Origin of the sequence: Burkholderia sp. MSMB1589WGS (genome assembly GCF_001636105.1) — a bacterium.
Taxonomy (GTDB): domain Bacteria; phylum Pseudomonadota; class Gammaproteobacteria; order Burkholderiales; family Burkholderiaceae; genus Burkholderia; species Burkholderia humptydooensis.
The window spans coordinates 1,957,806-1,981,038 of sequence record NZ_LNJT01000007.1 but is presented as its reverse complement, the minus strand read 5'-3'; the positions used below and the strand labels follow the sequence as shown (position 1 = coordinate 1,981,038).

At 66.8% G+C, this 23,233-nt stretch carries 23 protein-coding genes; 16 read left to right on the top strand and 7 right to left on the bottom strand.

Annotation, left to right across the window (positions count from 1 at the left end; genetic code table 11):
• Positions 1 to 196: 196 nt before the first annotated feature.
• Complete coding sequence (locus WT16_RS31635) at positions 197 to 460, bottom strand: hypothetical protein (protein ID WP_009914046.1); 264 nt, start codon at positions 458 to 460, stop codon at positions 197 to 199.
• Here WT16_RS31635 and WT16_RS17025 point away from each other — a divergent pair.
• The 4 genes from WT16_RS17025 (at position 413) to WT16_RS17010 (ending at position 3,872) form a co-directional block, all read left to right on the top strand.
• Positions 413 to 1,054, top strand: a complete 642-nt coding sequence (locus WT16_RS17025; RefSeq protein WP_041861548.1) for a MarR family winged helix-turn-helix transcriptional regulator — start codon at positions 413 to 415, stop codon at positions 1,052 to 1,054. The genes WT16_RS31635 and WT16_RS17025 overlap by 48 nt on opposite strands.
• 40 nt (positions 1,055 to 1,094) lie before the next feature.
• Entirely contained in the window at positions 1,095 to 1,805 is a 711-nt protein-coding gene (locus tag WT16_RS17020; RefSeq protein WP_063533744.1) for a glutamine amidotransferase, read from the top strand.
• Between the two features lie 184 nt (positions 1,806 to 1,989).
• Positions 1,990 to 3,102, top strand: a complete 1,113-nt coding sequence (locus WT16_RS17015) for an NADH:flavin oxidoreductase/NADH oxidase (protein WP_063533743.1) — start codon at positions 1,990 to 1,992, stop codon at positions 3,100 to 3,102.
• 257 nt (positions 3,103 to 3,359) lie between these two features.
• Positions 3,360 to 3,872: an SET domain-containing protein-lysine N-methyltransferase gene (locus WT16_RS17010; RefSeq protein WP_009914042.1), complete on the top strand. Its 513-nt coding sequence runs from the start codon at positions 3,360 to 3,362 to the stop codon at positions 3,870 to 3,872.
• A 187-nt stretch (positions 3,873 to 4,059) separates the two neighbouring features.
• On the opposite strand, the gene WT16_RS17005 is transcribed toward WT16_RS17010, so the two are convergent.
• Both WT16_RS17005 and WT16_RS17000 read right to left on the bottom strand, forming a co-directional pair.
• Positions 4,060 to 5,526: a sensor histidine kinase gene (locus WT16_RS17005; protein WP_006023966.1), complete on the bottom strand. Its 1,467-nt coding sequence runs from the start codon at positions 5,524 to 5,526 to the stop codon at positions 4,060 to 4,062.
• 85 nt (positions 5,527 to 5,611) lie between these two features.
• The gene (locus tag WT16_RS17000) at positions 5,612 to 6,304 is read right to left on the bottom strand and encodes a response regulator transcription factor (RefSeq protein WP_004195796.1); all 693 of its coding nucleotides are present in this window, start codon (positions 6,302 to 6,304) and stop codon (positions 5,612 to 5,614) included.
• A gap of 120 nt (positions 6,305 to 6,424) precedes the next feature.
• On the opposite strand from WT16_RS17000, the gene WT16_RS16995 reads away from it, so the two are divergent.
• Positions 6,425 to 6,655, top strand: coding sequence for a DUF3717 domain-containing protein (locus tag WT16_RS16995; protein ID WP_059933124.1), 231 nt, complete (start codon positions 6,425 to 6,427; stop codon positions 6,653 to 6,655).
• A gap of 82 nt (positions 6,656 to 6,737) precedes the next feature.
• Here the strand turns inward: WT16_RS16995 and WT16_RS16990 are convergent, their stop codons facing one another.
• Together WT16_RS16990 and phhA are read right to left on the bottom strand one after the other, a co-directional pair.
• Entirely contained in the window at positions 6,738 to 7,109 is a 372-nt protein-coding gene (locus tag WT16_RS16990) for a 4a-hydroxytetrahydrobiopterin dehydratase (protein WP_258006885.1), read from the bottom strand.
• Positions 7,110 to 7,126: 17 nt separating this feature from the next.
• Complete coding sequence (gene phhA / locus WT16_RS16985; RefSeq protein ID WP_063533878.1) at positions 7,127 to 8,020, bottom strand: phenylalanine 4-monooxygenase; 894 nt, start codon at positions 8,018 to 8,020, stop codon at positions 7,127 to 7,129.
• A gap of 144 nt (positions 8,021 to 8,164) precedes the next feature.
• On the opposite strand from phhA, the gene WT16_RS16980 reads away from it, so the two are divergent.
• Entirely contained in the window at positions 8,165 to 8,656 is a 492-nt protein-coding gene (locus WT16_RS16980; RefSeq protein WP_059933127.1) for an Lrp/AsnC family transcriptional regulator, read from the top strand.
• Between the two features lie 16 nt (positions 8,657 to 8,672).
• On the opposite strand, the gene WT16_RS16975 is transcribed toward WT16_RS16980, so the two are convergent.
• Both WT16_RS16975 and WT16_RS16970 read right to left on the bottom strand, forming a co-directional pair.
• Positions 8,673 to 9,203, bottom strand: coding sequence for a class IV adenylate cyclase (locus WT16_RS16975; RefSeq protein ID WP_015600267.1), 531 nt, complete (start codon positions 9,201 to 9,203; stop codon positions 8,673 to 8,675).
• Between the two features lie 189 nt (positions 9,204 to 9,392).
• Positions 9,393 to 10,292, bottom strand: a complete 900-nt coding sequence (locus tag WT16_RS16970) for a LysR family transcriptional regulator (protein ID WP_006023960.1) — start codon at positions 10,290 to 10,292, stop codon at positions 9,393 to 9,395.
• Positions 10,293 to 10,432: 140 nt separating this feature from the next.
• On the opposite strand from WT16_RS16970, the gene WT16_RS16965 reads away from it, so the two are divergent.
• From WT16_RS16965 to WT16_RS16920, 10 genes are all read left to right on the top strand, one after another.
• A complete protein-coding gene (locus tag WT16_RS16965; RefSeq protein WP_063533742.1) occupies positions 10,433 to 11,959 on the top strand; it encodes a CoA-acylating methylmalonate-semialdehyde dehydrogenase in 1,527 nt (508 codons plus the stop codon).
• Between the two features lie 168 nt (positions 11,960 to 12,127).
• The gene (locus WT16_RS16960; RefSeq protein ID WP_063533741.1) at positions 12,128 to 13,813 is read left to right on the top strand and encodes a GMC family oxidoreductase N-terminal domain-containing protein; all 1,686 of its coding nucleotides are present in this window, start codon (positions 12,128 to 12,130) and stop codon (positions 13,811 to 13,813) included.
• Between the two features lie 502 nt (positions 13,814 to 14,315).
• Positions 14,316 to 15,095 carry an ABC transporter ATP-binding protein gene (locus tag WT16_RS16955; protein WP_006023955.1) on the top strand — a complete coding sequence of 260 codons (780 nt, stop codon included), beginning with the start codon at positions 14,316 to 14,318 and terminating at the stop codon, positions 15,093 to 15,095.
• Positions 15,092 to 15,847 (top strand): ABC transporter ATP-binding protein, encoded by a 756-nt coding sequence (locus WT16_RS16950; protein WP_015601083.1) that lies wholly within the window; start codon positions 15,092 to 15,094, stop codon positions 15,845 to 15,847. Before WT16_RS16955 ends, WT16_RS16950 begins: the two co-directional genes overlap by 4 nt.
• Positions 15,848 to 15,914: 67 nt before the next feature.
• Positions 15,915 to 17,111, top strand: a complete 1,197-nt coding sequence (locus WT16_RS16945; RefSeq protein WP_006023953.1) for an ABC transporter substrate-binding protein — start codon at positions 15,915 to 15,917, stop codon at positions 17,109 to 17,111.
• 137 nt (positions 17,112 to 17,248) lie between these two features.
• A complete protein-coding gene (locus WT16_RS16940) occupies positions 17,249 to 18,133 on the top strand; it encodes a branched-chain amino acid ABC transporter permease (RefSeq protein ID WP_063533740.1) in 885 nt (294 codons plus the stop codon).
• Positions 18,133 to 19,107 carry a branched-chain amino acid ABC transporter permease gene (locus tag WT16_RS16935; RefSeq protein ID WP_063533877.1) on the top strand — a complete coding sequence of 325 codons (975 nt, stop codon included), beginning with the start codon at positions 18,133 to 18,135 and terminating at the stop codon, positions 19,105 to 19,107. Before WT16_RS16940 ends, WT16_RS16935 begins: the two co-directional genes overlap by 1 nt.
• Before the next feature lie 509 nt (positions 19,108 to 19,616).
• Entirely contained in the window at positions 19,617 to 20,579 is a 963-nt protein-coding gene (locus WT16_RS16930) for a hypothetical protein (RefSeq protein ID WP_063533739.1), read from the top strand.
• 309 nt (positions 20,580 to 20,888) lie between these two features.
• Positions 20,889 to 22,046, top strand: a complete 1,158-nt coding sequence (locus WT16_RS16925) for an ABC transporter substrate-binding protein (RefSeq protein ID WP_063533738.1) — start codon at positions 20,889 to 20,891, stop codon at positions 22,044 to 22,046.
• A gap of 128 nt (positions 22,047 to 22,174) precedes the next feature.
• Complete coding sequence (locus WT16_RS16920; RefSeq protein ID WP_063533737.1) at positions 22,175 to 23,230, top strand: branched-chain amino acid ABC transporter permease; 1,056 nt, start codon at positions 22,175 to 22,177, stop codon at positions 23,228 to 23,230.
• The last annotated feature ends 3 nt before the right edge of the window (positions 23,231 to 23,233 follow it).

Below are 23,233 nucleotides of genomic sequence, written 5' to 3'. Positions count from 1 at the left end.
TCTGTGGATAACTTGATATTTCGCCACAAAGTCAAAGACCTGTGACATTGACAACGATGCGGATCGCGCCGGAATTCCGGCGGACGCGCCGGGACGGAATTTTTTTCGGCTCGCCTGTGCGGCAGGTTGTCAAGAAACGGCGCACAGTCCGTTCCTGTGGTTATTCGGTGGTTATCCACAGGTTTGGCGGGATAACTTAGCTGTGCGATTTTCCGCTCTCGCTTAGAATGTCGGCTTCGCGGTGGTCGGCGCCGACGGGGGTGCTGAAACCGCGTGCAGGTTCGCGGCGTGTGCCTCGCGGCGAACATGTCGGACGCGCTCGCCCGGGTGCGCCCTTTTGAGACAGAGATCGAGACCTGATCTCCCCACAAACGGCCGCCTTCGAAAGACGGCCGGCAACAGCGAAAAGACTATGAGCGAAGGTGTTTACGGGAACCAGGCTGCGGGGCGAGTGACCCACAGCCTGTTGCGGTTGAGCACGGCTATGCGGAGCCAGGCATGGGATTGGGCGGAAGGCGCGGGGTTGACGCCGACGCAGGGTGAAATCCTCGTGCTGCTGCTCCAGCGCAAAGGGCCGATGCGTTTGGGCGAGATTGCGCGCGAAACGCAGTTGACCGCCGCGACGACGAGCGACGCGGTGAGCACGCTCGAGCACAAGGGGCTTGTCGAGAAGCGTCGCGCACTCGACGACGGCCGCGCGCTCGCGGTGCGTCTGAGCGCGCGCGGCCGCACGGCGGCGAAGAAGGCGCTGCAGTGGCCGGACTTCCTGTCGAAGGCGGTCGGCACGCTCGGCGGCGACGAGCAGGGCGTGCTGTATCGCGCGCTGCTGAAGACGCTGCGCGAGCTGCAGGTCAACGGCGACATTCCGCCGCACCGCATGTGCGTGACGTGCAAGCATTTCCAGCCGGGCAAGGCGGCGCGCAAGCCGACGTACCGCTGCTCGCTGCTCGATCTGGCGATGGCGGACAGCGATCTGCGTCTCGATTGCGCGGTGCACGAGGAAGCGGATGCCCTGACGCAGAAGAAGACCTGGAAACTCTTCGCGCAGGCGTGATGCGCGTCGAGCGAACGCTCGGCCGTGCCCGGAGGCGCTGATGAACGCTGAAGTCGTCGCGATTCGCCACGTGCATTTCGAGGACCTCGGGAGTTTCGAGCAGGTGCTCGGCGAGCGCGGCCGGCGCGTGCGGTACGTCGATGTCGGCGCCTCCCGCGTCGAGGTGCTCGACGCGCTCGAACCGTCGCTGCTCGTCGTGCTCGGCGGACCGGTCAGTGCCTACGACGACGATCTGTATCCGACGACGGCGCCGCTCGCGGCGCTCGTCGGCAAGCGGATCGAAGCCGGCTTGCCGACGCTTGGCGTCTGCCTCGGCGCGCAGTTGATCGCGCGGGCGCTCGGCGCGCGCGTGTATCCGGCCGCGGCGAAGGAGCTCGGCTGGACCCCGCTCACGCTGACGGATGCCGGGCGCGCGTCGCCGCTGCGCCACGTCGACGGTGCGATCACGTCGATGCTGCATTGGCACGGCGACACGTTCGATCTGCCTGCGGGCGCGATTCATCTCGCGTCGACGCCGGCGTGCCGCAACCAGGCTTTCTCGTGGGGCACGCACGTGCTCGCGCTCCAATGCCATCCGGAGATCCGCGCGGACCGCTTCGAGCCCTGGCTGATCGGCCATGCGGGCGAGATCGCGGCGACGCCCGGCACCGACGCGAAACGATTGCGCGAACAGACCGCGCAACTCGGTCCGACGCTCGAATGCGCGGCGCGCGGGATGTTCGGCGAGTGGCTCGATTTCGTCGGGCTGTAGGGCGATAGCGCAACAGGGCGGCCGCGCTCGTCCGAAACGAAAACGGCATCGGGTTCGCTGTCGATCGCTGGCGCTGGCCGTTTCCACCGAATTCCATTTCCATGCCCGCGCCGTCGCGTCCGCGGCAAGCTTTTGCGCTGCATGCTAACCTCGGCCGCTCGACTCGTTCGTGAGGGCGGCTGCCATGAGTGCGTTGTTTTCTTCGTTCACGCTGCGCGGCGTGACGCTTCCCAATCGCATCGTGATTTCGCCGATGTGCCAGTATTCGGCCGAAAACGGCGAGGCGCGCGCATGGCACATGATTCATCTCGGTCACTTCGCGTTGTCCGGGGCGGGGCTGCTTTGCATCGAAGCGACGGCGGTCGAGCCCGACGGCCGCATTTCGCCTGCGGATCTCGGCTTGTGGAACGACGCGACGGAAGCCGCGTTCGAACCCGTGCTCGCGGCGGTCCGCAAGCATTCGCCGATTCGCGTCGCGATGCAGTTGTCGCACGCGGGCCGCAAGGCGTCGAGCGACGTGCCGTGGAACGGCGGACAACTGATTCCCGTCGACCGGGGCGGCTGGCAGCCGCTTGCGCCTTCCGCCGTTGCGCATCGGGAGCACGAGCCGTCGCCGCTCGCGCTCGACGCGGCGGGGCTCGAGCGCGTTCGTCGCGCGTTCGTCGAATCCGCGAAGCGCGCGGCGCGTCTCGGCATCGACGCGCTCGAAGTCCATGCGGCGCACGGCTATCTGCTGCATCAGTTCCTGTCGCCGCTCGCGAACCGTCGCGCCGATTCGTACGGCGGCTCGCTCGAAAACCGGATGCGCTTTCCGCTCGAAGTGTTCGACGCGGTGCGCGCGGCGTTTCCGGACGATCGTCCGGTTGGCGTGCGCGTGTCCGCGACCGATTGGGTGGCGGGCGGCTGGGAGCTCGACGATACGATCGCGTTCGCGCGCGAACTGAAGCGGCGCGGTTGCGACTGGGTCGACGTATCGTCGGGCGGCGTGTCGCCGCTTCAGAATATTCCGGTGTCGCCCGGCTATCAGGTGCCGTTCGCGCAGGCGGTCAAGCGCGCGGTGGAGCTGCCGACGATCGCCGTTGGCCTCATCTCCGATCCCGAGCACGCAAATCGCGTGATCGAAGCGGGCGACGCGGATTTCGTCGCGATGGCGCGCGCGATGCTCTACGATCCGCGCTGGCCGTGGCATGCGGCCGCGCAACTCGGTGCGACGGTCAGTGCGCCGCCGCAGTACTGGCGTTCGCAGCCGCGCGAGCACAAGGCGTTGTTCGGCGACGTGTCGTTCAGCCAGCGTTGAGCGCCGCGCATGCCGATTCGATTGTCGATGCGGCCGAAAGTTGGCGATTCGGGCGGATTTCGCGCGACTTCGCGCATCGAGCGGCCATTCGATGTTGAACGAAGCAATCCCTACCGTGTAGGATTCGGGTGATTCGCACCCGGCGCCGCGCGCGGCATCCCACGCCGCACGCGGCGCGACGGACGAAGCCGCGCGACCGGCGCGCAATGCGCGGCGCGATCGTTTCAGTTCCAAGTCGTCTTCAAAGGATTCGTTCGATGAGTTCACGCAGGATCGTGGTACGCCGCTCGGGCGTTCACGGCAAGGGCGTATTCGCCGCGGCACCGATCAAGGCGGGGGAGCGCGTAGTCGAATACAAGGGCGAGCGGATCTCGTGGAAAGAGGCGCTGCGCCGCCATCCGCACGACCCGAACGATCCGAATCACACGTTCTACTTCGCGCTCGAAGAGGGCGGCGTGATCGACGGCAAGATCGACGGCAACAGCGCGCGCTGGATCAACCATTCGTGCGCGCCGAACTGCGAAGCCGAGGAGGTGGGCGGGCGCGTGTACATCCATGCGCTGCGCGACATCGACGAGCAGGAAGAACTGTTCTACGACTACGGGCTCGTGATCGATGCGCGCCTGACGAAGAAGCTCAAGCGCGAATACGCGTGCCGTTGCGGCACGGCGACGTGCCGGGGCACGCTGCTTGCAACGTCGGAAGACGGCGAAGGCAAGAAAAAGAGGAAGGCGAAGAAGGGCGGCAAGGACAAGAAAAAGAAGAAGTGACGCCTGGCGGCGCGCGCCGTTCGGCGCGGCGCCGATTGCCGCGAGTGCGGCCTTCAAGCCTCGCGTCGACGTTCCGGATTGCGAAGAAAGACGGCGCGATAGCGCGGTGCGTTTGCGGCTCGACCGTGCGCGTCGAGTTGCGTCGCGCCGCAGCGTGCGGGCGCAAGCCGCGCACGCTGCGATTGCTTCAGACCGAAGCGGTCGGCGATTCGGACGGATGCGGCGCCGGCGCGGACGGCTTGTCCGCGAGCGGCACGCGCACGACGAAGCGCGAGCCGCCTTCGGGCGCGTCCGCATACGATACCGTGCCGCCGTGCATCGCGATGATGTCGTGGACGATCGCGAGGCCGAGGCCCGCGCCCGTCTCGACGCCGTTGCCGCTCTGCGCGTCGCCGCGGAAGAAGCGCTTGAACAGGTCCGCCTGCTGCGCGGCGCTCACGCCCGAGCCGTTGTCCTCGACGACGATCTCGGCCGCCGCCTTGCCGTCGTCGAGCGCGATCCGCGAGACGTCCACCGTGATCCGCGCGCCTTGCGGCCGCGCGAGCGGCACGTACTTCAACGCATTGTCGAGCAGGTTCGCGATCACTTCGCGCAGCAGCACCGGATTGCCGCGCACGACGAGCGGCTCGTCGTCGGCGCGGCCGTCGCCGCGTTGAAAGCCGAGGTCGACGTGCGCGGCGAGCGCGCGCGGCACCCATTCGGCGCCGGTTTCGAACGCGAGGCCGGCGAGATCGACGTCGACGAAGCGGGCGGCCTGCTCGCCCGGCTCCGCGCGCGCGAGCGACAGCAATTGATTCGACAGCCGCACCGCGCGGTCGGCCGCCGAGCGCAACTCGCGCACCGCGGTCAGCGCCTGCTGCGGATCGCGCGCGACGGCCGCCTGCTCCGCGTGCAGCTTGATGGCGGTGAGCGGCGTGCGGAGCTGGTGCGCGGCGTCGGCGATGAATTTGCGCTGCGCATCGAGCGCGGTCTTCAGGCGGCCGAGCAGCGCGTTCATCGCGCTCGTGAGCGGCCGGATCTCGAGCGGCACCTCGGTTTCGTCGACGGGCTCGAGCGACGTGTGAGTCTGCCGGTTCAGCGAATCGGCGAGATGCGTGAGCGGGCCGAGCTGCTGATTGACGACGCGCCACACGATCCCCCAGCCGGCGAGCAGCAGCAACAGCAGCGGCATCATGATCGCGATCAGGAATTCCGCCGCGATCCGGTAGCGGTAGCGCACCGGCTGCGCGACCTCGACGATCATCGGATTGCCGCTTTCCGTCTGCTCGACCCGCACCTGCGCGACGCGCACCGCCTGGTTGTCGTATTCGGCCTCGAACACGTACGCGACGTGCATCCGGCGCACGCTCGCGCCCTGCAGCGGCAGCTTCGGATCGCCGGCGAGTTCGTGCTCGCCGTCGCTGATCCGGTAGATCAACTGTTCGGTCGGATCGGAGAACATCGCCTGCGCGAGCGGCGGCACCGTGAACGGCGCGTCGGGGCCGGCGATCTGGATCTGCTTCGAGATTGCCGCTGCGAGATCGGCGAGCGAGCGGTCGACGACGTGCTGCGTGTATTGCCACGCGAGCCAGTACGCAATGAGGCCGCTCATCAGCGCGAGCATCGACAGCGGCGCGGCTAGGCGCCGCAGCAGCGTGCGGCGCAGGCTGGTCACAGCCGGATCAGGGGACATCGCGCGAAAGAAAAGAATAAGCGCCGCTTCGCGAAGCGGCGCGGGTCGAGCATGCGGCGTCAGACCGTCAGACGCTCGCGGTCTGGCGTATTTCCTGCAGCAGATAGCCGAAGCCGCGCACCGTGACGATCTCGACACGGCACTGCTCGAGCTTCTTGCGCACCCGGTGCACGTAGACTTCGATCGCGGTGTCGCCGAGATCGCCGCCGAAGTGCGTCAGGTGATCCTGCAGTTGCGCCTTGCTGACGACGCGGCCGTGGCGCAGCAGCAGCATTTCGAGCACCGCGAATTCGCGCGGCGAAAGCTCGAGCGGCTTGTCGTCGTTGAAGATGCGGCGATCGACGCCCGACAGGCGCACGCCGCCGAGCGACACTTCCGGGCGCGGCATGTCGCTGTGCGGGCCGCTGCGGCGCATCACCGCGCGAATCCGCGCTTCGAGCTCGGCGGGCTCGAACGGCTTGAGCATGTAGTCGTCGGCGCCCGAATTGAGGCCCTGCACGCGATCGTTCAGCTCGTCGCGCGCGGTCAGCACGATGACGGGCGTGTGGCGGTTGGTCTGGCGGAAGCGCGACAGGAGTGTCATGCCGTCGATGCCGGGCAGGCCGAGGTCGAGGATCACGAGTTCGTGGCGGTTTTGCGCGAGCGCCTGCTCGGCAAAGATGCCGTCGTGAACCATGTCGACCGTGAAGCCGGCTTGTTCGAGGCTGCTTTGAATGCCGCGTGCGATGGGGCGGTCGTCTTCGATCAGAAGGAGTCGCATGAGATTCGCTCAAGTACAATGGGTTGGCGGTTCAGGCACGCGGGACAGCACGACGCCGTTTCCACGAAAACGTCGGGGGCCCGGCAACGAGCGGGACGGCCAGCAACGAACCTTTCGATCATGTCCGACATCTCGATCCATGAACTCGAAGCCGCGATCAATTTCTGGCGGGCCCGCTCGCCGTCGAGCGGCGACGAACTCGAACTCTGCGAAGAGGCTAGCGCGCTTTCCAAACCGTATGCGTTGCTGATTGTACAGCGCCAAAGTGCGCTGCAACTGGAAGGATTGGACCCTGAAGCGCGCAACGCATGGGACGCTTACGTTCTACTTAACAACGGCTTGGAAAGCTGAAGGCTTTCGCTTTATTCAGCATAGAAAACGCTTACGGAAAGCGATACGTTGACGATTCGAAATCGAATCCTCATCAGGGTAATCACGCAGCCTTCGCGTGCTTGCCCACTTCGTCGATGAAATGCGCGAGCTTGATGTCGCGCTCGGTGAGACCATTGGCGTCGTGCGTCGACAGCGTGACGTCGACGCGGCTGTAGACGTTGAACCACTCGGGATGGTGATCCATTTCCTGCGCCTTGATCGCGACGCGCGTCATGAAGCCGAATGCTTCGTTGAAATCGGCGAAGCGAAGGCTGCGCTGGATCGCGTCGCGGCCGGGAACGGCGGTCCAGTGAGGCAGGCTTGCGAGTTGCGTCTTGCGTTCTTCCGATGTGAGCTTGTGAATCATTTTCATACCTCGTCCGATGGCGGCGCGGCCGTGCCCGTTCGCGCGGCGGGGCGCCGTATCGGCCATTCTTTCATAATTGTTCGTCAAGCGTCTGTGTCGGTTGCCCAGCCTTCGCCCGTGCCGCGCGTAAGCACATGATCGCCGTCAAGCACGGCGCCCGCCGCATGCTCGGGCGCGTCGGCGAGCCGCGCGGCGAGCGCGCGCGCGTCGACGTCGGCGAGCGCGAAGAGCTGCGCGAAATCGTCGATCACGAAGTAGGTCTTCTGGAACGTGTCGATCCGGTAGCGGGTCCGCATCACGCGCTCGAGATCGAAGCCGATCCGGTTCGGCGACGCGCTTTCGAGGCTGTAGAGCGTCTCGCCCTTGCTCGACACGATGCCCGCGCCGTAGATCCGCAACCCGTTTTCGCCGCGCGCGCCGCGGATCAGGCCGAATTCGACCGTATACCAATAGAGGCGCGCGAGAAGCGCGAGCGCGCGCGGATCGCGGGCAACGCCGAGCGCCGCGCGGCCGTATGCGTGCATGTAGTCGGCGAATACGGGATCGATCAGGAGCGGCACGTGGCCGAACAGATCGTGGAAGCAGTCCGGCTCCTGTAGATAATCGAGCTGATCCGGGCGACGCATCCACCAGGTGACCGGAAACCGCCGGTTCGCGAGATGCTCGAAGAAGATGGCGTCCGGCACGAGGCCCGGCACCGCGACGATGCGCCAGCCGGTCGCGGGCTCGAGCCGGCGGTTCACGTCGGCGAATGACGGCACGCGCCCGGGCGCGAGACCGATGCGCGCGAGGCCGTCGATGAACGCGTCGCACGCGCGGCCGCGCAGCAGCGCCGCCTGCCGCGTATACAACTGTTTCCACATCGCATGGTCGACGCCGCCGTAGCGGGCGAGCGGCTGATCGATGGTGAAATCGGCGCGGGTTTCGAGGCCCGCGTCGAACTGTTCCTTCAGTTTCGCGGTGACGACGGTGGACATGGTGTACGCCTTGCTTCGCATCAGTGGTGAGGATGCATGCAAGTGTAGAGCGGGGTTCGCGCGGATTGGACGCAAAGTAGGCGTATATTGGCCTATAAATGCGATAATCATGCATCAAAATGCACAACTACGCGGAGAATCCTCATGCTGGAACTCGATCACTTCGATTTGGCGCTGCTCGACGTGCTGCAGCGCTTCGGCCGCGCGACGCATCAGCAACTGGGCGAAGAGGTGCCGCTTTCGCCGTCGCAGATCGGCCGGCGGCTGCAGCGGCTCGAGGCGGCGGGCGTGATCGACGGCTACCGCGTCGTGCTGCGGCCCGAGCGGCTCGGGCTTGGCGTCACCGCGTTCACGAGCCTGAAGCTCAAGCATCACGGCGATTCGATCATCGAGCAGTTCCAGCAGCAGATCGACGTGCTGCCGGAAGTGCTCGAATGCCACGCGGTGGTCGGCGACGCCGATTATCTGCTCAGGATCGTCGCGCCGGATCTGAATGCGCTGTCGTCGTTCGTGATGAAGAAGCTGATGCGGGTGCCGGGCGTCGACAGCGTTCGCTCGAACATCGTGCTCACGACGTTCAAGCGCAACGGGCCGCTGCCGCTCGGCCATCTGGCGTCGAGCGCGCCCGCCGCGTGACGCGCGCAGGCGCGCATTACGCGGTGGGCTCGGCCTGCGCGTTGAGCAGATCGACGTACGCTACCGCGACGAGATCGTCGCTCGGCACGCCGAGCTTCGCGAACACCGCGTGCGCTTCCGCGTGGCCGCCGTCCTCGTCGTCTTCGGGCCCGAGCACGACTTCCAGCTCGACGAAGTCGCCCAGGCCGTCGACGCGGTCGAGGTGGATCCGCGTGCGGCCCGCCAGATAGACGTGCCGCTCCTTCGTCACGATGCCGCGGGTCGTGAGCGCCGTCGCGAGGAGCGCGTGCATCGCGTCCGGGTTCGTCACCGGGCTGCGCGTGTAGTACGACGCCTTCGGGCCGTCCTGATCGTCGCGCTGGTAGAAGATCAGCTCGGCGGGCGTGCCGTCCTCGAAGCGGCGCAGCTTCAGGCGGCCGCGCGGCACGTCGTAGAAGAAATCCTGCTGCCGGTAGAAGAGCGGCGCCTCGGTCGCCAGCTCGGCGGCCCGTTCGCGCAGTTGTTCGAATTCGCGCGCGCGGGCTTTGATCTCGATGTTGCGGGCCATGCGGGTCTCCTGTGAAGAGCGTTTGCGGGTCCGGACAAACCATCCAGAAACTCCGATTCTATCGGGGCGCGAGCGATTTTGACGCGATGCGAAAAGGCCGGCCGCGCGCCGGCCGTGCGGGCGCGCATCGTTGCTTTTTCCCGCTCCCCTATGCGTGCGAGCCGCCGCGCCGACCATCATCAGCGGCGCTCATATCGCCCATTGCTCGTCGATGAGGCGCAACGCGGCGGCGATCGCCGGTTCGTCGCGGCGCTCGGCGAGCGTGAGGAACGTGAGCTCGGCGGGCACCGCGATGTGCTCGACGATCGTGAGCGCGTGCGCGTGCGCCTCCCGCAGCGCGATCGAGTCGCGCGCGAGCGTCAGGCCGACGCCCGATTTGACGAGATCGAGCATCGACGTCTCCTGATCGACCTCCGCGACCTTGACGGGCTGCGCGCCCGCGTCGGCGAAGCGGCGCGACAGGAGCCGCTGGTGCGCGGACGCGGCGGGCGTCCAGATCCACGGCAGCGCCGCGAGCTCGCGCCACGTGCGCGCGCGCTGCACGCGCTCCTTCCAGCCGGCGGGCGCGAGCACCCGATAGCGGAACTGCGTGAGCGTCACCGTGTGGAAGCGCTCGGCGTCGCGCGGATCGTCCTCCTCCGGCCGGCCGATGTAGTAGCCGACGTCGAGCTCGCGCGCGCGGACCTGCTCGAGCACCCAGCCGGACATGCCGTGCCGCAGCGCCGTCTCGATCCGCGGGTGCGCCTCGACGAGCCGCTTCAGGAAGCCGCCGAGCCGCAGGAATTCGGGGTCGAGGATCGTGCCGATCCGCAGCCGGCCGCGCACCTCGTGCCTGAGCGCGGCGGCGGCGCGCTTCACGTCGGCCGCCGCGTCGAGCGCGCGTTCCGCGTGCGGCAGCAGCGCCTGACCGTCGCGCGTGAGCACGAGCCCGCGCGATGTGCGCGCGAACAGGGCGACGCCGAGCAGGTCCTGCAGATTCTTGATCTGCAGGCTGACGGCGGGCTGCGTCAGATGCAGTTGCGCCGCCGCGCGCGTGAGGTTGCCCTCGCGCGCGACCGCGACGAACGCGCGGAGCAGAGTCAGGTCCATCGAGCAATATTAGCGCGGCTTATAACGCAATTGAGCATAACTCATTGGATCGGGCGCCGGGCTCGCGGGTACGCTTCGTTTCCGAAGCACGCGATGCGCGTGCCCGACGGAAAGCGGCAACGGCAAACACGGAGGACGACATGACCGGCAGCACCCATTCGAACGATTCGCGCGTGCGCGCACTGACCCATTTCATCGGCGGCCGCGCGCTCGACGGCGCGAGCGACCGCTACGGCGACGTGTTCGACCCGGCGCTCGGCAAGGTGACGGCGCGTGTGCCGCTCGCGACCGTCGCGGAAGTCGAGGCGGCCGTCGCAGCCGCGGCCGCGGCGTTCCCCGCGTGGAGCGAGACGTCGCCGCTCAAGCGTGCGCGTGTGATGTTCAAGTTCAAGGAGCTGCTCGATCGCCATCACGACGAGCTCGCCGAGCTGATCACCCGCGAGCACGGCAAGGTGTTCTCGGACGCGAAGGGCGAAGTGATGCGCGGGATCGAGGTCGTCGAGTTCGCATGCGGGATTCCGAATCTGCTGAAGACCGACTTCACCGACCAGATCGGCGGCGGCATCGACAACTGGAACCTGCGGCAGCCGCTCGGCGTCGTCGCGGGGATCACGCCGTTCAACTTTCCGATGATGGTGCCGTGCTGGATGTTTCCGGTCGCGATCGCGTGCGGCAACACGTTCGTGCTGAAGCCGTCCGAGCGCGATCCGTCGGCGTCGATCCGGCTCGCCGAGCTGCTGAAGGAAGCGGGGCTGCCCGACGGCGTGTTCAACGTCGTGCACGGCGACAAGACAGCCGTCGACGCGCTGATCGCGCATCCCGACGTGGCCGCGCTGTCGTTCGTCGGCTCGACGCCGATCGCCGAATATATTCATACCGAAGCCGCGCGGCGCGGCAAGCGCGTGCAGGCGCTGGGCGGCGCGAAGAACCATCTCGTCGTGATGCCGGACGCGAACCTGGATCAGGCCGTCGACGCGCTCGTCGGCGCCGCGTACGGTTCGGCGGGCGAGCGCTGCATGGCGATCTCGGTCGCGGTTGCGGTGGGCGGCGTCGCCGATGCGCTCGTCGAGCGGCTCGCCGCGCGCGCGAGGACACTGAAGATCGGCAACGGGATGGAACCCGACGTCGAAATGGGGCCGCTCGTGACGGCCGCGCATCGCGCGAAGGTGTCCGCGTACATCGACGCGGGGGTCGCCGCGGGCGCGAAGCTCGTCGTCGACGGGCGCGACCACGTCGTCGAAGGATGCGAGCGCGGCTTCTTTCTCGGCGGCACGCTGTTCGACGACGTGACGACTGGCATGTCGATCTACCGCGAGGAAATCTTCGGGCCGGTGCTGGCCGTCGTGCGGGTGCCGGATTTCGCGAGCGCGGTCGCGCTCGTCAACGCGCACGAGTTCGCGAACGGCGTGTCGTGCTTCACGTCCGACGGCGGCATCGCGCGCGCGTTCGCGCGGAAGATCCAGGTCGGGATGGTCGGCATCAACGTGCCGATTCCGGTGCCGATGGCGTGGCATTCGTTCGGCGGCTGGAAGCGCTCGCTGTTCGGCGATCACCACGCGTACGGCGCGGAGGGCGTGCGCTTCTACACGCGCTACAAGAGCGTGATGCAGCGCTGGCCGGACAGCATCGCGAAGGGCGCGGAGTTCACGATGCCCGTCGCGAAGTGACGCGCACGCGTTCGACGTTCTGACGACGCCGCGCGGCCCCCGCAACGGGGCCGCGCGGTCTATGCTTTAACGGCGCGCATCGGCTCTCGATGCGCGGCCTGGCGCCGAGGCGCACGACGGCGGTCCGCGAGAGAGATCGCCGCACCCGAATTGAGGAGACGGCAGACCGTGGCTACCGAACGTACGCTCGAAGGCGAATTCGATTATGTGATCGTCGGCGCCGGCACGGCCGGCTGCGTGCTCGCGAACCGGCTCACCGAAGACCCGGACGTGACCGTGCTGCTGCTCGAAGCCGGCGGCAAGGACGACTATCACTGGATCCACATCCCGGTCGGCTATCTGTACTGCATCGGCAATCCGCGCACCGACTGGCTCTACAAGACCGAGCCCGAAGCGGGCCTGAACGGCCGCGCGCTGTCGTATCCGCGAGGGCGCGTGCTGGGCGGCTCGTCGTCGATCAACGGGATGATCTACATGCGCGGCCAGCGCGGCGATTACGACGACTGGGCGCGCGCGACGGGCGACGCGGGCTGGTCGTGGGACAGCGTGCTGCCGATCTTCAGGCGCAGCGAGGATCACCACGCGGGTGCGACCGACATGCACGGCGCGGGCGGCATGTGGCGCGTCGAGAAGCAGCGGCTGCGCTGGGAGATTCTCGAGGCGTTCTCGCAGGCCGCGCAGCAGACGGGCATTCCGGCCACCGACGATTTCAACCGCGGCGACAACACGGGCGTCGGCTATTTCGAGGTCAATCAGAAGCGCGGCATCCGCTGGAACGCGTCGAAGGCGTTCCTGCGCCCCGCGCTCGCGCGGCCGAATCTCACCGTGATCACCGGCGCGCAAGCCGAGCGGCTCTTGTTCGACGGCAAGCGCTGCGCGGGGGTCGAGTATCTCGTCGGCGGCGCGCCGTTCGTCGCGCGTGCGCGCGCGGAAGTGCTGGTTGCGTCGGGCGCGGTGAATTCGCCGCAGTTGCTCGAATTGTCCGGCATCGGCGACGGCGGCCGGCTGCAGGCGCTCGGCATCGGCGTCGTCGCGGACGTGCGCGGCGTCGGCGAAAACCTTCAGGATCACTTGCAGTTGCGGATAGCGTTTCGCGTGCGCGGCGTGCGCACGCTGAACACGCTGTCCGCGCACTGGTGGGGCAAGCTGTGGATCGGCGCGCAGTACGCGCTGATGCGGCGTGGGCCGATGTCGATGGCGCCGTCGCAACTGGGTGCGTTTGCGAAATCGGATCCGAACGATCCGGCGCTCACGCGGCCCGATCTCGAATATCACGTGCAGCCGCTGTCGCTCGAGCGCTTCGGCGAGCCGCTGCATCGCTTCAACGCATTCACCGCGTCGGTCTGCCATCTGCGGCCGACGTCGCGCGGCAGCATTCATGCGGTGTCGCCGGACCCGGCGCGCGCGCCGTCGATCGCGCCGAACTATCTGTCGACCGATCACGATCGGCACGTCGCGGCGAATGCGCTGCGCCTGACGCGCCGGATCGCCTCGGCGCCCGCGCTCGCACGCTATGCGCCCGAAGAAATCCTGCCGGGCGCCCAGTATCTGAGCGAGGCGGAGCTGATCGCCGCGGCGGGCGCGGTCGGCACGACGATCTTCCATCCGGTCGGCACGTGCCGGATGGGGCGCGCGGACGATCCGGACGCGGTCGTCGACAGCCGCCTGCGCGTGCGCGGCGTGACGGGGCTGCGGATCGTCGATGCATCGGTGATGCCGACGATCACGTCGGGCAACACGAACTCGCCGACGCTGATGATCGCCGAGCGGGCGAGCGACATGATTCGCGCGGATCGCCGCGGCGCGCCGGAGCACGGCGTGGCCGCGCGTGGCGAGGCAGCGCTGCCGACGTAAAAGTGACACGATCCGTTGAAAGAATCGGCAAAGAATCGGAATCAAAAACAGCCGAGGGTTAACCCAAAAGCGAAGCGAGCGATCTCGTGCGTACTCGATCGCGACGGCGGTTTTCCGATTTGTACCGGAACGCGTTTTTCGTCGCGGGCCTTTTCGCCGCCCGCGCAAAAAAATGCATGTGGCGCCAGGGTTTGCGCGCGGTCGGAAACGATTCCGCGCGAACCGGACCGCAGTGCGCGAATAAGCGAGCGCATTGATCTACAAAACAAAAAAACCGAGTAAAAAATGCTCGCGGCTGTCGCGCCCTATAAGTGCAAATCCCGATGAATGCACTGCACCAACGGCGCGACAATGACACGCAGTCTGAATCTGCGACTTGCGCGAGGAGACCGGCCTCGGCGCAAAGATACAAAGCTCGGGGGCAGCCTCTCATCCGCTGAATGCATCGTGGCCGCTTGCGCGAGATCTCTCAGCGCTTCGCCTCACTTCGTAGGAAGGGAACATGATTCTCGGCGACACGATTCTCGAAACACGCGGACTCACGAAGGAATTCAAGGGCTTCACCGCGGTCAGCGGCGTGAACCTGCGCGTGCGGCGCGGTTCGATTCATGCGCTGATCGGACCGAACGGCGCCGGCAAGACCACTTGTTTCAATCTCCTGACTAAATTCCTGAAGCCGACGTCGGGCCAGATCGTCTACAACGGCATCGACATCACCGACGAGCGCCCCGCGCAGATCGCGCGGCGCGGCGTGATCCGGTCGTTCCAGATCTCCGCGGTGTTTCCGCATCTGAGCGCGTTGCAGAACGTGCGCATCGGCCTGCAGCGCTCGCTCGGCACTGCGTTTCATTTCTGGCGCAGCGAGCGCTCGCTCAAGCGTCTCGACGATCGCGCAATGGATCTGCTCACGCAGGTCGGCCTTTCCGATTTCGCGCACGTGCCGACGGTCGAGCTCGCCTACGGCCGCAAGCGCGCGCTCGAGATCGCGACGACGCTCGCGATGGAGCCCGAGCTGATGCTGCTCGACGAGCCGACGCAGGGCATGGGCCACGAGGACGTCGACCGCGTGACGGCGCTCATCAAGAAGGTCGCGAACGGCCGCACGATCCTGATGGTCGAGCACAACATGAACGTGATCGCGGGCATCTCCGATACGATCACTGTCCTGCAGCGTGGCGAAGTGCTCGCGGAAGGCACGTATGCGGAGGTGTCGAAGAATCCGCTCGTCGTCGAGGCGTACATGGGCAGCGCGGACGCGGCCCTCGCGGGGGCGCACGCATGAACCACAGCGAACGGGAAGAGCGCGAGTTGAACAGCGTCGAAAGCGGCACGCCCGCGCTCGCGATCGCGGGGCTCGAAGCGTGGTACGGCGAATCGCACATCCTGCACGGCGTCGATCTGACCGTGCACCGCGGCGAGGTCGTCACGCTGCTCGGCCGCAACGGTGCGGGCCGCACGACGACGCTGCGCGCGATCATGGGTCTCACGGGCCGTCGCCAGGGCTCGATCAGGATCGCGGGCCACGAGACGATCGATCTGCCGACGCACAAGATCGCGCATTACGGCGTCGGCTATTGCCCGGAGGAGCGCGGGATCTTCTCGAGCCTGTCGTGCGAAGAGAACCTGCTGCTGCCGCCCGTGCTCGGCGATCGCAAGAGCGCGATGTCGCTCGAGGACATTTACGAGATGTTCCCGAATCTCGCGTCGCGGCGCAGCAGCCAGGGCACGCGGCTGTCGGGCGGCGAGCAGCAGATGCTCGCGGTTGCGCGGGTCCTGCGCACGGGCGCGAACCTGCTGTTGCTCGACGAAATCTCCGAGGGCCTCGCGCCCGTGATCGTGCAGGCGCTCGCGAAAATGATCGTCACGCTGAAGGCGCGCGGCTACACGATCGTGATGGTCGAGCAGAATTTCCGTTTCGCGGCGCCGCTCGCGGATCGCTTTTACGTGATGGAGCACGGCCGCATCGTCGAGCATTTCGGCGCGACCGAGCTCGAAGGGAAGATGCCTGTGCTGCACGATCTGCTCGGCGTATAGCGCCGCTTTGCCGGTCCCCCGATGTACATAACCTGACAACCACAACGCACTACACCAGGAGACGCCAATGAAAGTGAAGACCCTTGCGCACGCCTGTCTCGCCGCCGCCGCCGCGTGGTCGGTCGGCGCCGCGCAGGCTGCGGACACCGTGAAGATCGGCTTCATCACCGATATGTCCGGCCTCTACGCCGACATCGACGGGCAGGGCGGCCTCGAGGCGATCAAGATGGCGGTGGCCGACTTCGGCGGCAAGGTCAACGGCAAGCCGATCGAGGTCGTGTACGCCGATCACCAGAACAAGGCGGACATCGCCGCGTCGAAGGCGCGCGAATGGATGGACCGCGGCGGGCTCGATCTGCTCGTCGGCGGCACGAACTCGGCGACCGCGCTGTCGATGAACCAGGTCGCGGCCGAGAAGAAGAAGGTCTACATCAACATCGGCGCGGGCGCGGACACGCTGACGAACGAGCAGTGCACGCCGTACACGGTCCACTACGCGTACGACACGATGGCGCTCGCGAAGGGCACGGGCTCGGCGGTGGTGAAGCAGGGCGGCAAGACGTGGTTCTTCCTGACCGCCGATTACGCGTTCGGCAAGGCGCTCGAGAAGAACACCGCGGACGTCGTCAAGGCGAACGGCGGCAAGGTGCTCGGCGAAGTGCGGCACCCGCTGTCGGCGTCGGACTTCTCGTCGTTCCTGTTGCAGGCGCAATCGTCGAAGGCGCAGATCCTCGGCCTCGCGAACGCGGGCGGCGACACGGTGAACGCGATCAAGGCGGCGAAGGAATTCGGCATCACGAAGACGATGAAGCTCGCCGCGCTGCTGATGTTCATCAACGACGTCCACGCGCTCGGCCTCGAGACGACGCAGGGCCTCGTGCTGACGGACAGTTGGTACTGGAATCGCGATCCGGCGTCGCGGCAGTGGGCGCAGCGCTATTTCGCGAAGATGAAGAAGATGCCGTCGAGCCTGCAGGCGGCCGATTATTCGTCGGTGACGACCTACCTGAAGGCGGTGCAGGCGGCGGGCTCGACCGATTCCGACAAGGTGATGGCGCAGCTCAAGAAGATGAAGATCGACGACTTCTTCGCGAAGGGCTACATCCGCACGGACGGCAGCATGATTCACGACATGTATCTGATGGAAGTGAAGAAACCGTCCGAATCGAAGGAGCCGTGGGACTACTACAAGGTCGTCGCGACGATTCCGGGCGAGCAGGCGTTCACGACGAAGCAGGAGACGCGCTGCGCGCTCTGGAAGTGACGCCGCGTCATGCCGGCGCCGCGCACGCCGCGGCGCGCGGCGAATGCACGCGCGACGGCGCGCCCGAACGCGGCCGTCGCGCCCATTTGGTTGCATACGCAACGATTTTGACCTGATACTGACTGACGGCAGATTCGATGGACATCTTCGGCATTCCGATGTCGGCGATGCTGAGCCAGTTGTTGCTCGGACTCGTCAACGGCTCGTTCTACGCGATCCTGAGCCTCGGGCTCGCAGTGATATTCGGGCTGCTCAACGTGATCAACTTCGCGCACGGGGCGCTCTTCATGCTGGGCGCGATGCTCGCATGGATGGGGCTCACGTATCTCGGCCTGCCGTACTGGGCGATGCTCGTGCTCGCGCCCGTCGTCGTCGGTCTGTTCGGGGTCCTGATCGAGCGCTCGATGCTGCGCTGGCTCTACAAGCTCGATCACCTGTACGGGCTGCTGCTGACGTTCGGGCTCACGCTCGTCGTCGAAGGCGTGTTCCGCGCGATCTACGGCTCGTCCGGGCAACCGTACGACGTGCCCGAGCTGCTCGCGGGCGCGACCAACGTCGGCTTCATGTTCCTGCCGAACTATCGCGCGTGGGTGGTCGTCGCGTCGCTCGCGGTGTGTCTCGCGACGTGGTTCGTGATCGAGAAGACACGGCTTGGCGCGTACCTGCGCGCGGGCACCGAGAATCCGAAGCTCGTCGAGGCGTTCGGCGTCAACGTGCCGATGATGGTCACGCTGACCTACGGCTTCGGCGTCGCGCTTGCCGCGTTCGCCGGCGTGCTCGCGGCGCCCGTGATCCAGGTGTCGCCGCTGATGGGGCAGCCGATGATCATCACCGTGTTCGCGGTCGTCGTGATCGGCGGCATGGGCTCGATTCTCGGCTCGATCGTGACGGGCCTGATGCTCGGCGTGATCGAGGGCTTGACGCGCGTGTTCTATCCGGAAGCATCGGCGACGGTCGTCTTCGTGATCATGGCGGTCGTGCTGCTGATTCGCCCGGCAGGTTTATTCGGCAAGGAAAGATGATGCAGAGAAAAGCGCTCTACGGGCTGCTGCTGGCCGGCCTGCTCGTCGCGCCGTTCGTCGGTGCGTATCCGGTGTTCGTGATGAAGGTGCTGTGCTTCGCGCTCTTCGCGGCCGCGTTCAACCTGCTGATCGGCTTCACGGGTCTGTTGTCGTTCGGCCACGCGATGTTTCTCGCGACCGCGGGCTACGTGACGGGCTACGCGATGCAGTCGCTCGGCGCGACGCCCGAACTCGGCGTGCTGGCCGGCATCGCGGCGGCGACGCTGCTCGGCCTCGTCGTCGGCCTGTTCGCGATCCGGCGGCAGGGCATTTATTTCGCGATGATCACGCTCGCGTTCGCGCAGATGGTGTACTTCATCTATCTGCAAGCGCCGTTCACGCACGGCGAGGACGGCCTGCAGGGCGTGCCGCGCGGGCGGCTGTTCGGGCTCGTCGATCTGTCGTCGGATCTCGCGCTTTATTACGTCGTGCTCGGCGTCGTCGCGGGCGCGTGCTTCTTCATCGTGCGCATCGTGCATTCGCCGTTCGGGCAGGTGCTCGTCGCGATCAAGGAGAACGAGCCGCGCGCGACGTCGCTCGGCTACGATACCGATCGCTTCAAGCTGCTCGCGTTCATCCTGTCGGCTGCGCTCGCGGGGCTCGCCGGCGCGCTGAAGGTCGTCGTGCTCGGCTTCGAGACGCTGAGCGACGCGTACTGGACGATGTCGGGCCTCGTCGTGCTGATGACGCTCGTGGGCGGCATGGGCACGCTGTTCGGCCCGCTCGTCGGCGCGGCGTTGATCGTCGCGCTCGAAGATCGGCTGGGCGACATCGGCGGCTGGCTCGCATCGGTCACGCACATCGACTGGTTCCGCTCGCTCGGCGAATCCGCGACGATCGTCACGGGCCTCATCTTCATCGCATGCGTGCTCGCGTTCCGGCGTGGAATCGTCGGCGAGGCGATCGCGCGAGTGCGGCTGCTGCGGGCGTCGTGAGCGACCCGACCTGGGCGATCGTGCGGTGCGCAATGATCGTTGGGAATCCGATGCAATGCGCACGGCGAATGCCAGGCTAGGTCCGGCTCAGTCCGGCTCGACGTGGCCGATGATATGCCCCAATTTCGTGCGGCGATGCACCATAGGGGTAAATGCTAGGTTGTCGCGCCCGGCGAGCTTGCATTAACCTTCGTTTCAGTTCTGATGCACCGCGAAACGAATTTGCAGGTGGAGAACGAGGAGACATTCGAGGCACAGAGTGCCCGACCCAAAGCGCTGTTGGATTCATTCCAACAGCGCTTTTTATTTGCGCGTTCGCGGCCGCGCACCAGGCCGTCTTCGTTGAAGCCGTTCGTCACGCCGCCTTCGATGGCTGCTCGCTTGCATCGGCTGGCCCATGCTGCTGCGGGCTAACCCGGTTGTCGCACGCGCAACGCGTCCGCTACACTCGCCGTTCCCCGACCCGTTGGTCAGGGATTGGCCGAGCGCGAGACACGGAGACGAACTCGATGATAGGGGCGTGGCGGTTTTGGGGAATCGGTGCGGCGACCGCATGGGCGGCCGTTTCGGGCGTCGCGTTCGCGGCCGCCCGGATCGATCTCGCCGCCTGGTCCACAGCTTCCGCCGCTTGCTTCGCTGCGCCGCCAGGCCTCTGCGAAACGAATGCGATCGCGCTGCCGCCGAGCGAAACCGGCGGGCGGGCAGCGGGCTCGGTCGCTCTCGGCGATGCGGCCGATTCGACGCACGCAGCAAGCAACGCCCACAAGCTCGCGGGCGAAAATCAAGCCGATGTGCGGATCGGCTCGACCGTCTCCGTCTCCCTGTGTTCGTTCGCGCTGGCCGGCATTGCCGCGCGGTTGCCGGTTCGGGCGATTTCGTCGGCGGTAGCTGCTTTGGGCGCCGGGCCGTTCGATGCGAAGCGCGCCTGGGGCGTCGAAGCAGGGCAAAACGATATTCCGCTATCGAGCGCGATCGCCAGGCACGGCTTCGCGATGCGCGACATGAAGACGGTTGCGTTCGTTGGTTTCAACGAGGCGCGCAACTTGAACTCGCTGACGGAATTCCGCAGCGCGCTGCCACGCAAGACACTGGACACGCCGCGGGTGCGCGGCGACGCGGGCGAGGTTCAGCCGCGCGCGCAAGGCATCACGATCAACGGTTTCCTGCGTGTATGCGGGGAGGGCTGCAACGGCACGCGTCGGCTCGCTGGCCCGATCCTTATCGACGATCAGTTTCTTCCCGATTCAAATTTCAGCAAGCCGTTCGAGCCGGCATTCAAGCGCGCGCGTGAAGGTGCATATGACGCCGGCAAGATGCCGACGCTCGGCGAGCATGCGCGCGGTGCCGCGCCGCTTTTGGCGCGAGCGGTTCCGGTTGCGTCGACGCGTGGCGCGTCTGGCGTGCCCGCGGCTCGCAACGTGTCGCGCACGTCGTTCGGCGGGCGCGTTGGCCTCGACGAACCACTCGCATGATGGCCGGGATCGTCGGCGCGAAGCGCAGGCTTGCGCGGGGCCGAGGGTAAAGCGGGGCGAGGGCGCGTGCGGTCGGCCGCGCTTTTTTGTGAGCGCGACACGGGCGGCGTCGGCCGGAAGATCGCAGCAGGAGCAGCAGAAGGGCGCGTGCGATGCGCACGCGCAGGGGAGCGCAACAGCAAGAAGAACGCGCCCCGCGCCGGGTCACCGTTGCGCGTGAAACCGGCCGCGGCGGCGCGCAGGTTCGATCGGTGCGCCGTGTTGCAACGGCTGCTCGATCGCGTTTCGCGCAGCGTTTGGAGACACACAATGAAAATGAATCGATGGATCGAGGCCGCGTTCGCGGCCGGCTGCTTATGTACCGCCGGGCTCGCGTCGGCGCAGGTGAAGATCGGCGTCACGGTGTCAGCGACAGGCGCCGCCGCGTCGCTCGGCATCCCCGAGAAGAACACGGTCGCGCTGCTGCCGAAGGAGATCGGCGGCAAGCGCGTCGAGTACATCGTGCTCGACGACGCGTCGGACACGAGTCGCGCGGTGCAGAACGTGCGCAAGCTGATCGACGAGGATCATGTCGACGCGATCGTCGGCTCGTCGATCACGCCGAACGCGCTCGCGATGATCGACGTCGTTGCGCAGGGCAAGACGCCGACGATTTCGCTCGCCGCGGGCGCGCACATCATTGCGCCGATGGACGCAAAGCGCGCCTGGGTGTTCAAGACGCCGCAAAACGATCGCCTGATGGCTGATGCGCTCGCCGGCTACATGGCGAAGCACAGCGTGAAGACGGTCGGCTTCATCGGTTTCGCGGACGCGTACGGCGACGGCTGGTATGACGTGTTCAGCGCGGCCGCGGCGGCGAATGGGCTCAAGATCGTCGCGAACGAGCGCTACAACCGCACCGACGCGTCGGTGACGGGCCAGGTGCTGAAGACGCTGGGCGCGCGCCCCGACGCGGTGCTGATCGCGGGCGCGGGCACGCCTGCGGCGCTGCCCGCGAAGACGCTGAAGGAGCGCGGCTACACGGGCAAGGTCTATCAGACGCATGGCGTCGCGAACAACGATTTCCTGCGCGTGTGCGGCAAGGACTGCGACGGCGAGCTGCTGCCGGCGGGGCCCGTACTCGTCGCCGATCAATTGCCCGATTCGAGTCCGGCGAAGCGGCCGGCGCTCGCGTATAAGGCCGCGTATGAGAAGGCGTATGGCGCGGGCGCGGTGTCGACGTTCGGCGGTCATGTATGGGACGCGGGGCTGATGCTCCAGCGCGCGATTCCGGACGCGCTGAAGAAGGCGCAGCCCGGCACGCCGGCGTTCCACGAGGCGCTGCGCAGCGCGCTCGAGAACGTGAAGGACCTGCCGGTGTCGCACGGCGTGATCAACACGACGCCGGCGGATCACAACGGCTTCGATACGCGCGCGCGCGTGATCGTGCAGATCGTCGGCGACAAGTGGAAGCTGCAGGCCGATTGAGCGTCGGCTGATAGGGCGCGTGCGATGCATCGCGCGCGCGCCCCGCGCCGGGCCGTTTCACGACGGCCACGCTCCGCAGGCCATATTTCCGTTTTTTCCGTCGACGCATTCTCAACCGAAGAAACCACATGGATTTCTCCATCGCGGCAATTCTCGCGCAGGACGGCATCACGACGGGCGCGATCTACGCGCTGCTGTCGCTCGCGCTCGTGCTCGTTTTCTCCGTCACGCGCGTGATCTTCATCCCCCAGGGCGAATTCGTCACCTACGGCGCGCTGACGCTGGCCGCGCTACAGGCGCAGAAGTTTCCGGCAACCTGCTGGCTGCTGTTCGTTGCGGGCATCGCTTGCTTCGTGCTCGAAGTGGGCGGGCTGATCCGGTATCGCGCGCGTCGTCACCGGCTCGCCCGCACGCTGACGACGCTCGCGAGCCGCTATGTGCTGCTGCCGCTTGCGATCTACGCGGTGACGAGAAGCGTTGCCGCGCAGCCGTTGCCGATGATTGCGCAGATCGCGCTCACGCTCGCGATCGTCGTGCCGCTCGGGCCATTCATCTACCGGCTCGCGTATCAGCCGATCGCCGAAGGCACGACGCTGCTGTTGCTGATCGTATCGGTTGCCGTGCATTTCGTGTTGGTCGGGCTCGGCCTCGTCATGTTCGGCGCGGAGGGCTCGCGCACGGCCGCGTTCTCGGACGCGTCGCTCGCGCTCGGCAGCCTGTCGATTTCGATGCAGGGCGTCTGGGTGGTCGGCACCGCGTTCGTGCTGATCGCCGGGCTCTATCTGGTTTTCGAGCGCACGCTGCCCGGCAAGGCGCTGCGTGCGACGTCGGTGAACCGTCTCGGCGCGCAGCTCGTCGGCATCGGCACGACCGAGGCCGGGCGGCTCGCGTTCACGCTCGCGGCCGGGCTCGGTGCGTTGTCGGGCGTGCTGGTCGGGCCGCTGACGACGATCTACTACGATTCCGGCTTCCTGATCGGCCTGAAAGGCTTTGTCGGCGCGATCATCGGCGGGCTCGTCAGTTATCCGCTGGCCGCGGCCGGATCGCTTCTCGTCGGCGTGCTGGAGTCGTATTCGTCGTTCTGGGCGAGCGCGTACAAGGAGGTGATCGTTTTCACGCTGATCGTACCGGTGCTGCTGTGGCGCAGCCTTGCGGCGCCGCAAACGGAAGATGAGGAGGCGTGACGC

Excerpts from the sequence above, each read along its gene's own strand:
- WT16_RS17025 (WP_041861548.1), top strand. The coding sequence starts at position 413 with ATGAGCGAAGGTGTTTACGGGAACCAGGCTGCGGGGCGAGTGACCCAC.
- WT16_RS17020 (WP_063533744.1), top strand. The coding sequence starts at position 1,095 with ATGAACGCTGAAGTCGTCGCGATTCGCCACGTGCATTTCGAGGACCTC.
- WT16_RS17015 (WP_063533743.1), top strand. The coding sequence starts at position 1,990 with ATGAGTGCGTTGTTTTCTTCGTTCACGCTGCGCGGCGTGACGCTTCCC.
- WT16_RS17010 (WP_009914042.1), top strand. The coding sequence starts at position 3,360 with ATGAGTTCACGCAGGATCGTGGTACGCCGCTCGGGCGTTCACGGCAAG.
- WT16_RS17000 (WP_004195796.1), bottom strand. The coding sequence starts at position 6,304 with ATGCGACTCCTTCTGATCGAAGACGACCGCCCCATCGCACGCGGCATT.
- WT16_RS16995 (WP_059933124.1), top strand. The coding sequence starts at position 6,425 with ATGTCCGACATCTCGATCCATGAACTCGAAGCCGCGATCAATTTCTGG.
- WT16_RS16990 (WP_258006885.1), bottom strand. The coding sequence starts at position 7,109 with ATGGCCGATACGGCGCCCCGCCGCGCGAACGGGCACGGCCGCGCCGCC.
- phhA (WP_063533878.1), bottom strand. The coding sequence starts at position 8,020 with ATGTCCACCGTCGTCACCGCGAAACTGAAGGAACAGTTCGACGCGGGC.
- WT16_RS16980 (WP_059933127.1), top strand. The coding sequence starts at position 8,165 with ATGCTGGAACTCGATCACTTCGATTTGGCGCTGCTCGACGTGCTGCAG.
- WT16_RS16975 (WP_015600267.1), bottom strand. The coding sequence starts at position 9,203 with ATGGCCCGCAACATCGAGATCAAAGCCCGCGCGCGCGAATTCGAACAA.
- WT16_RS16970 (WP_006023960.1), bottom strand. The coding sequence starts at position 10,292 with ATGGACCTGACTCTGCTCCGCGCGTTCGTCGCGGTCGCGCGCGAGGGC.
- WT16_RS16965 (WP_063533742.1), top strand. The coding sequence starts at position 10,433 with ATGACCGGCAGCACCCATTCGAACGATTCGCGCGTGCGCGCACTGACC.
- WT16_RS16955 (WP_006023955.1), top strand. The coding sequence starts at position 14,316 with ATGATTCTCGGCGACACGATTCTCGAAACACGCGGACTCACGAAGGAA.
- WT16_RS16950 (WP_015601083.1), top strand. The coding sequence starts at position 15,092 with ATGAACCACAGCGAACGGGAAGAGCGCGAGTTGAACAGCGTCGAAAGC.
- WT16_RS16945 (WP_006023953.1), top strand. The coding sequence starts at position 15,915 with ATGAAAGTGAAGACCCTTGCGCACGCCTGTCTCGCCGCCGCCGCCGCG.
- WT16_RS16940 (WP_063533740.1), top strand. The coding sequence starts at position 17,249 with ATGGACATCTTCGGCATTCCGATGTCGGCGATGCTGAGCCAGTTGTTG.
- WT16_RS16935 (WP_063533877.1), top strand. The coding sequence starts at position 18,133 with ATGCAGAGAAAAGCGCTCTACGGGCTGCTGCTGGCCGGCCTGCTCGTC.
- WT16_RS16930 (WP_063533739.1), top strand. The coding sequence starts at position 19,617 with ATGATAGGGGCGTGGCGGTTTTGGGGAATCGGTGCGGCGACCGCATGG.
- WT16_RS16925 (WP_063533738.1), top strand. The coding sequence starts at position 20,889 with ATGAAAATGAATCGATGGATCGAGGCCGCGTTCGCGGCCGGCTGCTTA.
- WT16_RS16920 (WP_063533737.1), top strand. The coding sequence starts at position 22,175 with ATGGATTTCTCCATCGCGGCAATTCTCGCGCAGGACGGCATCACGACG.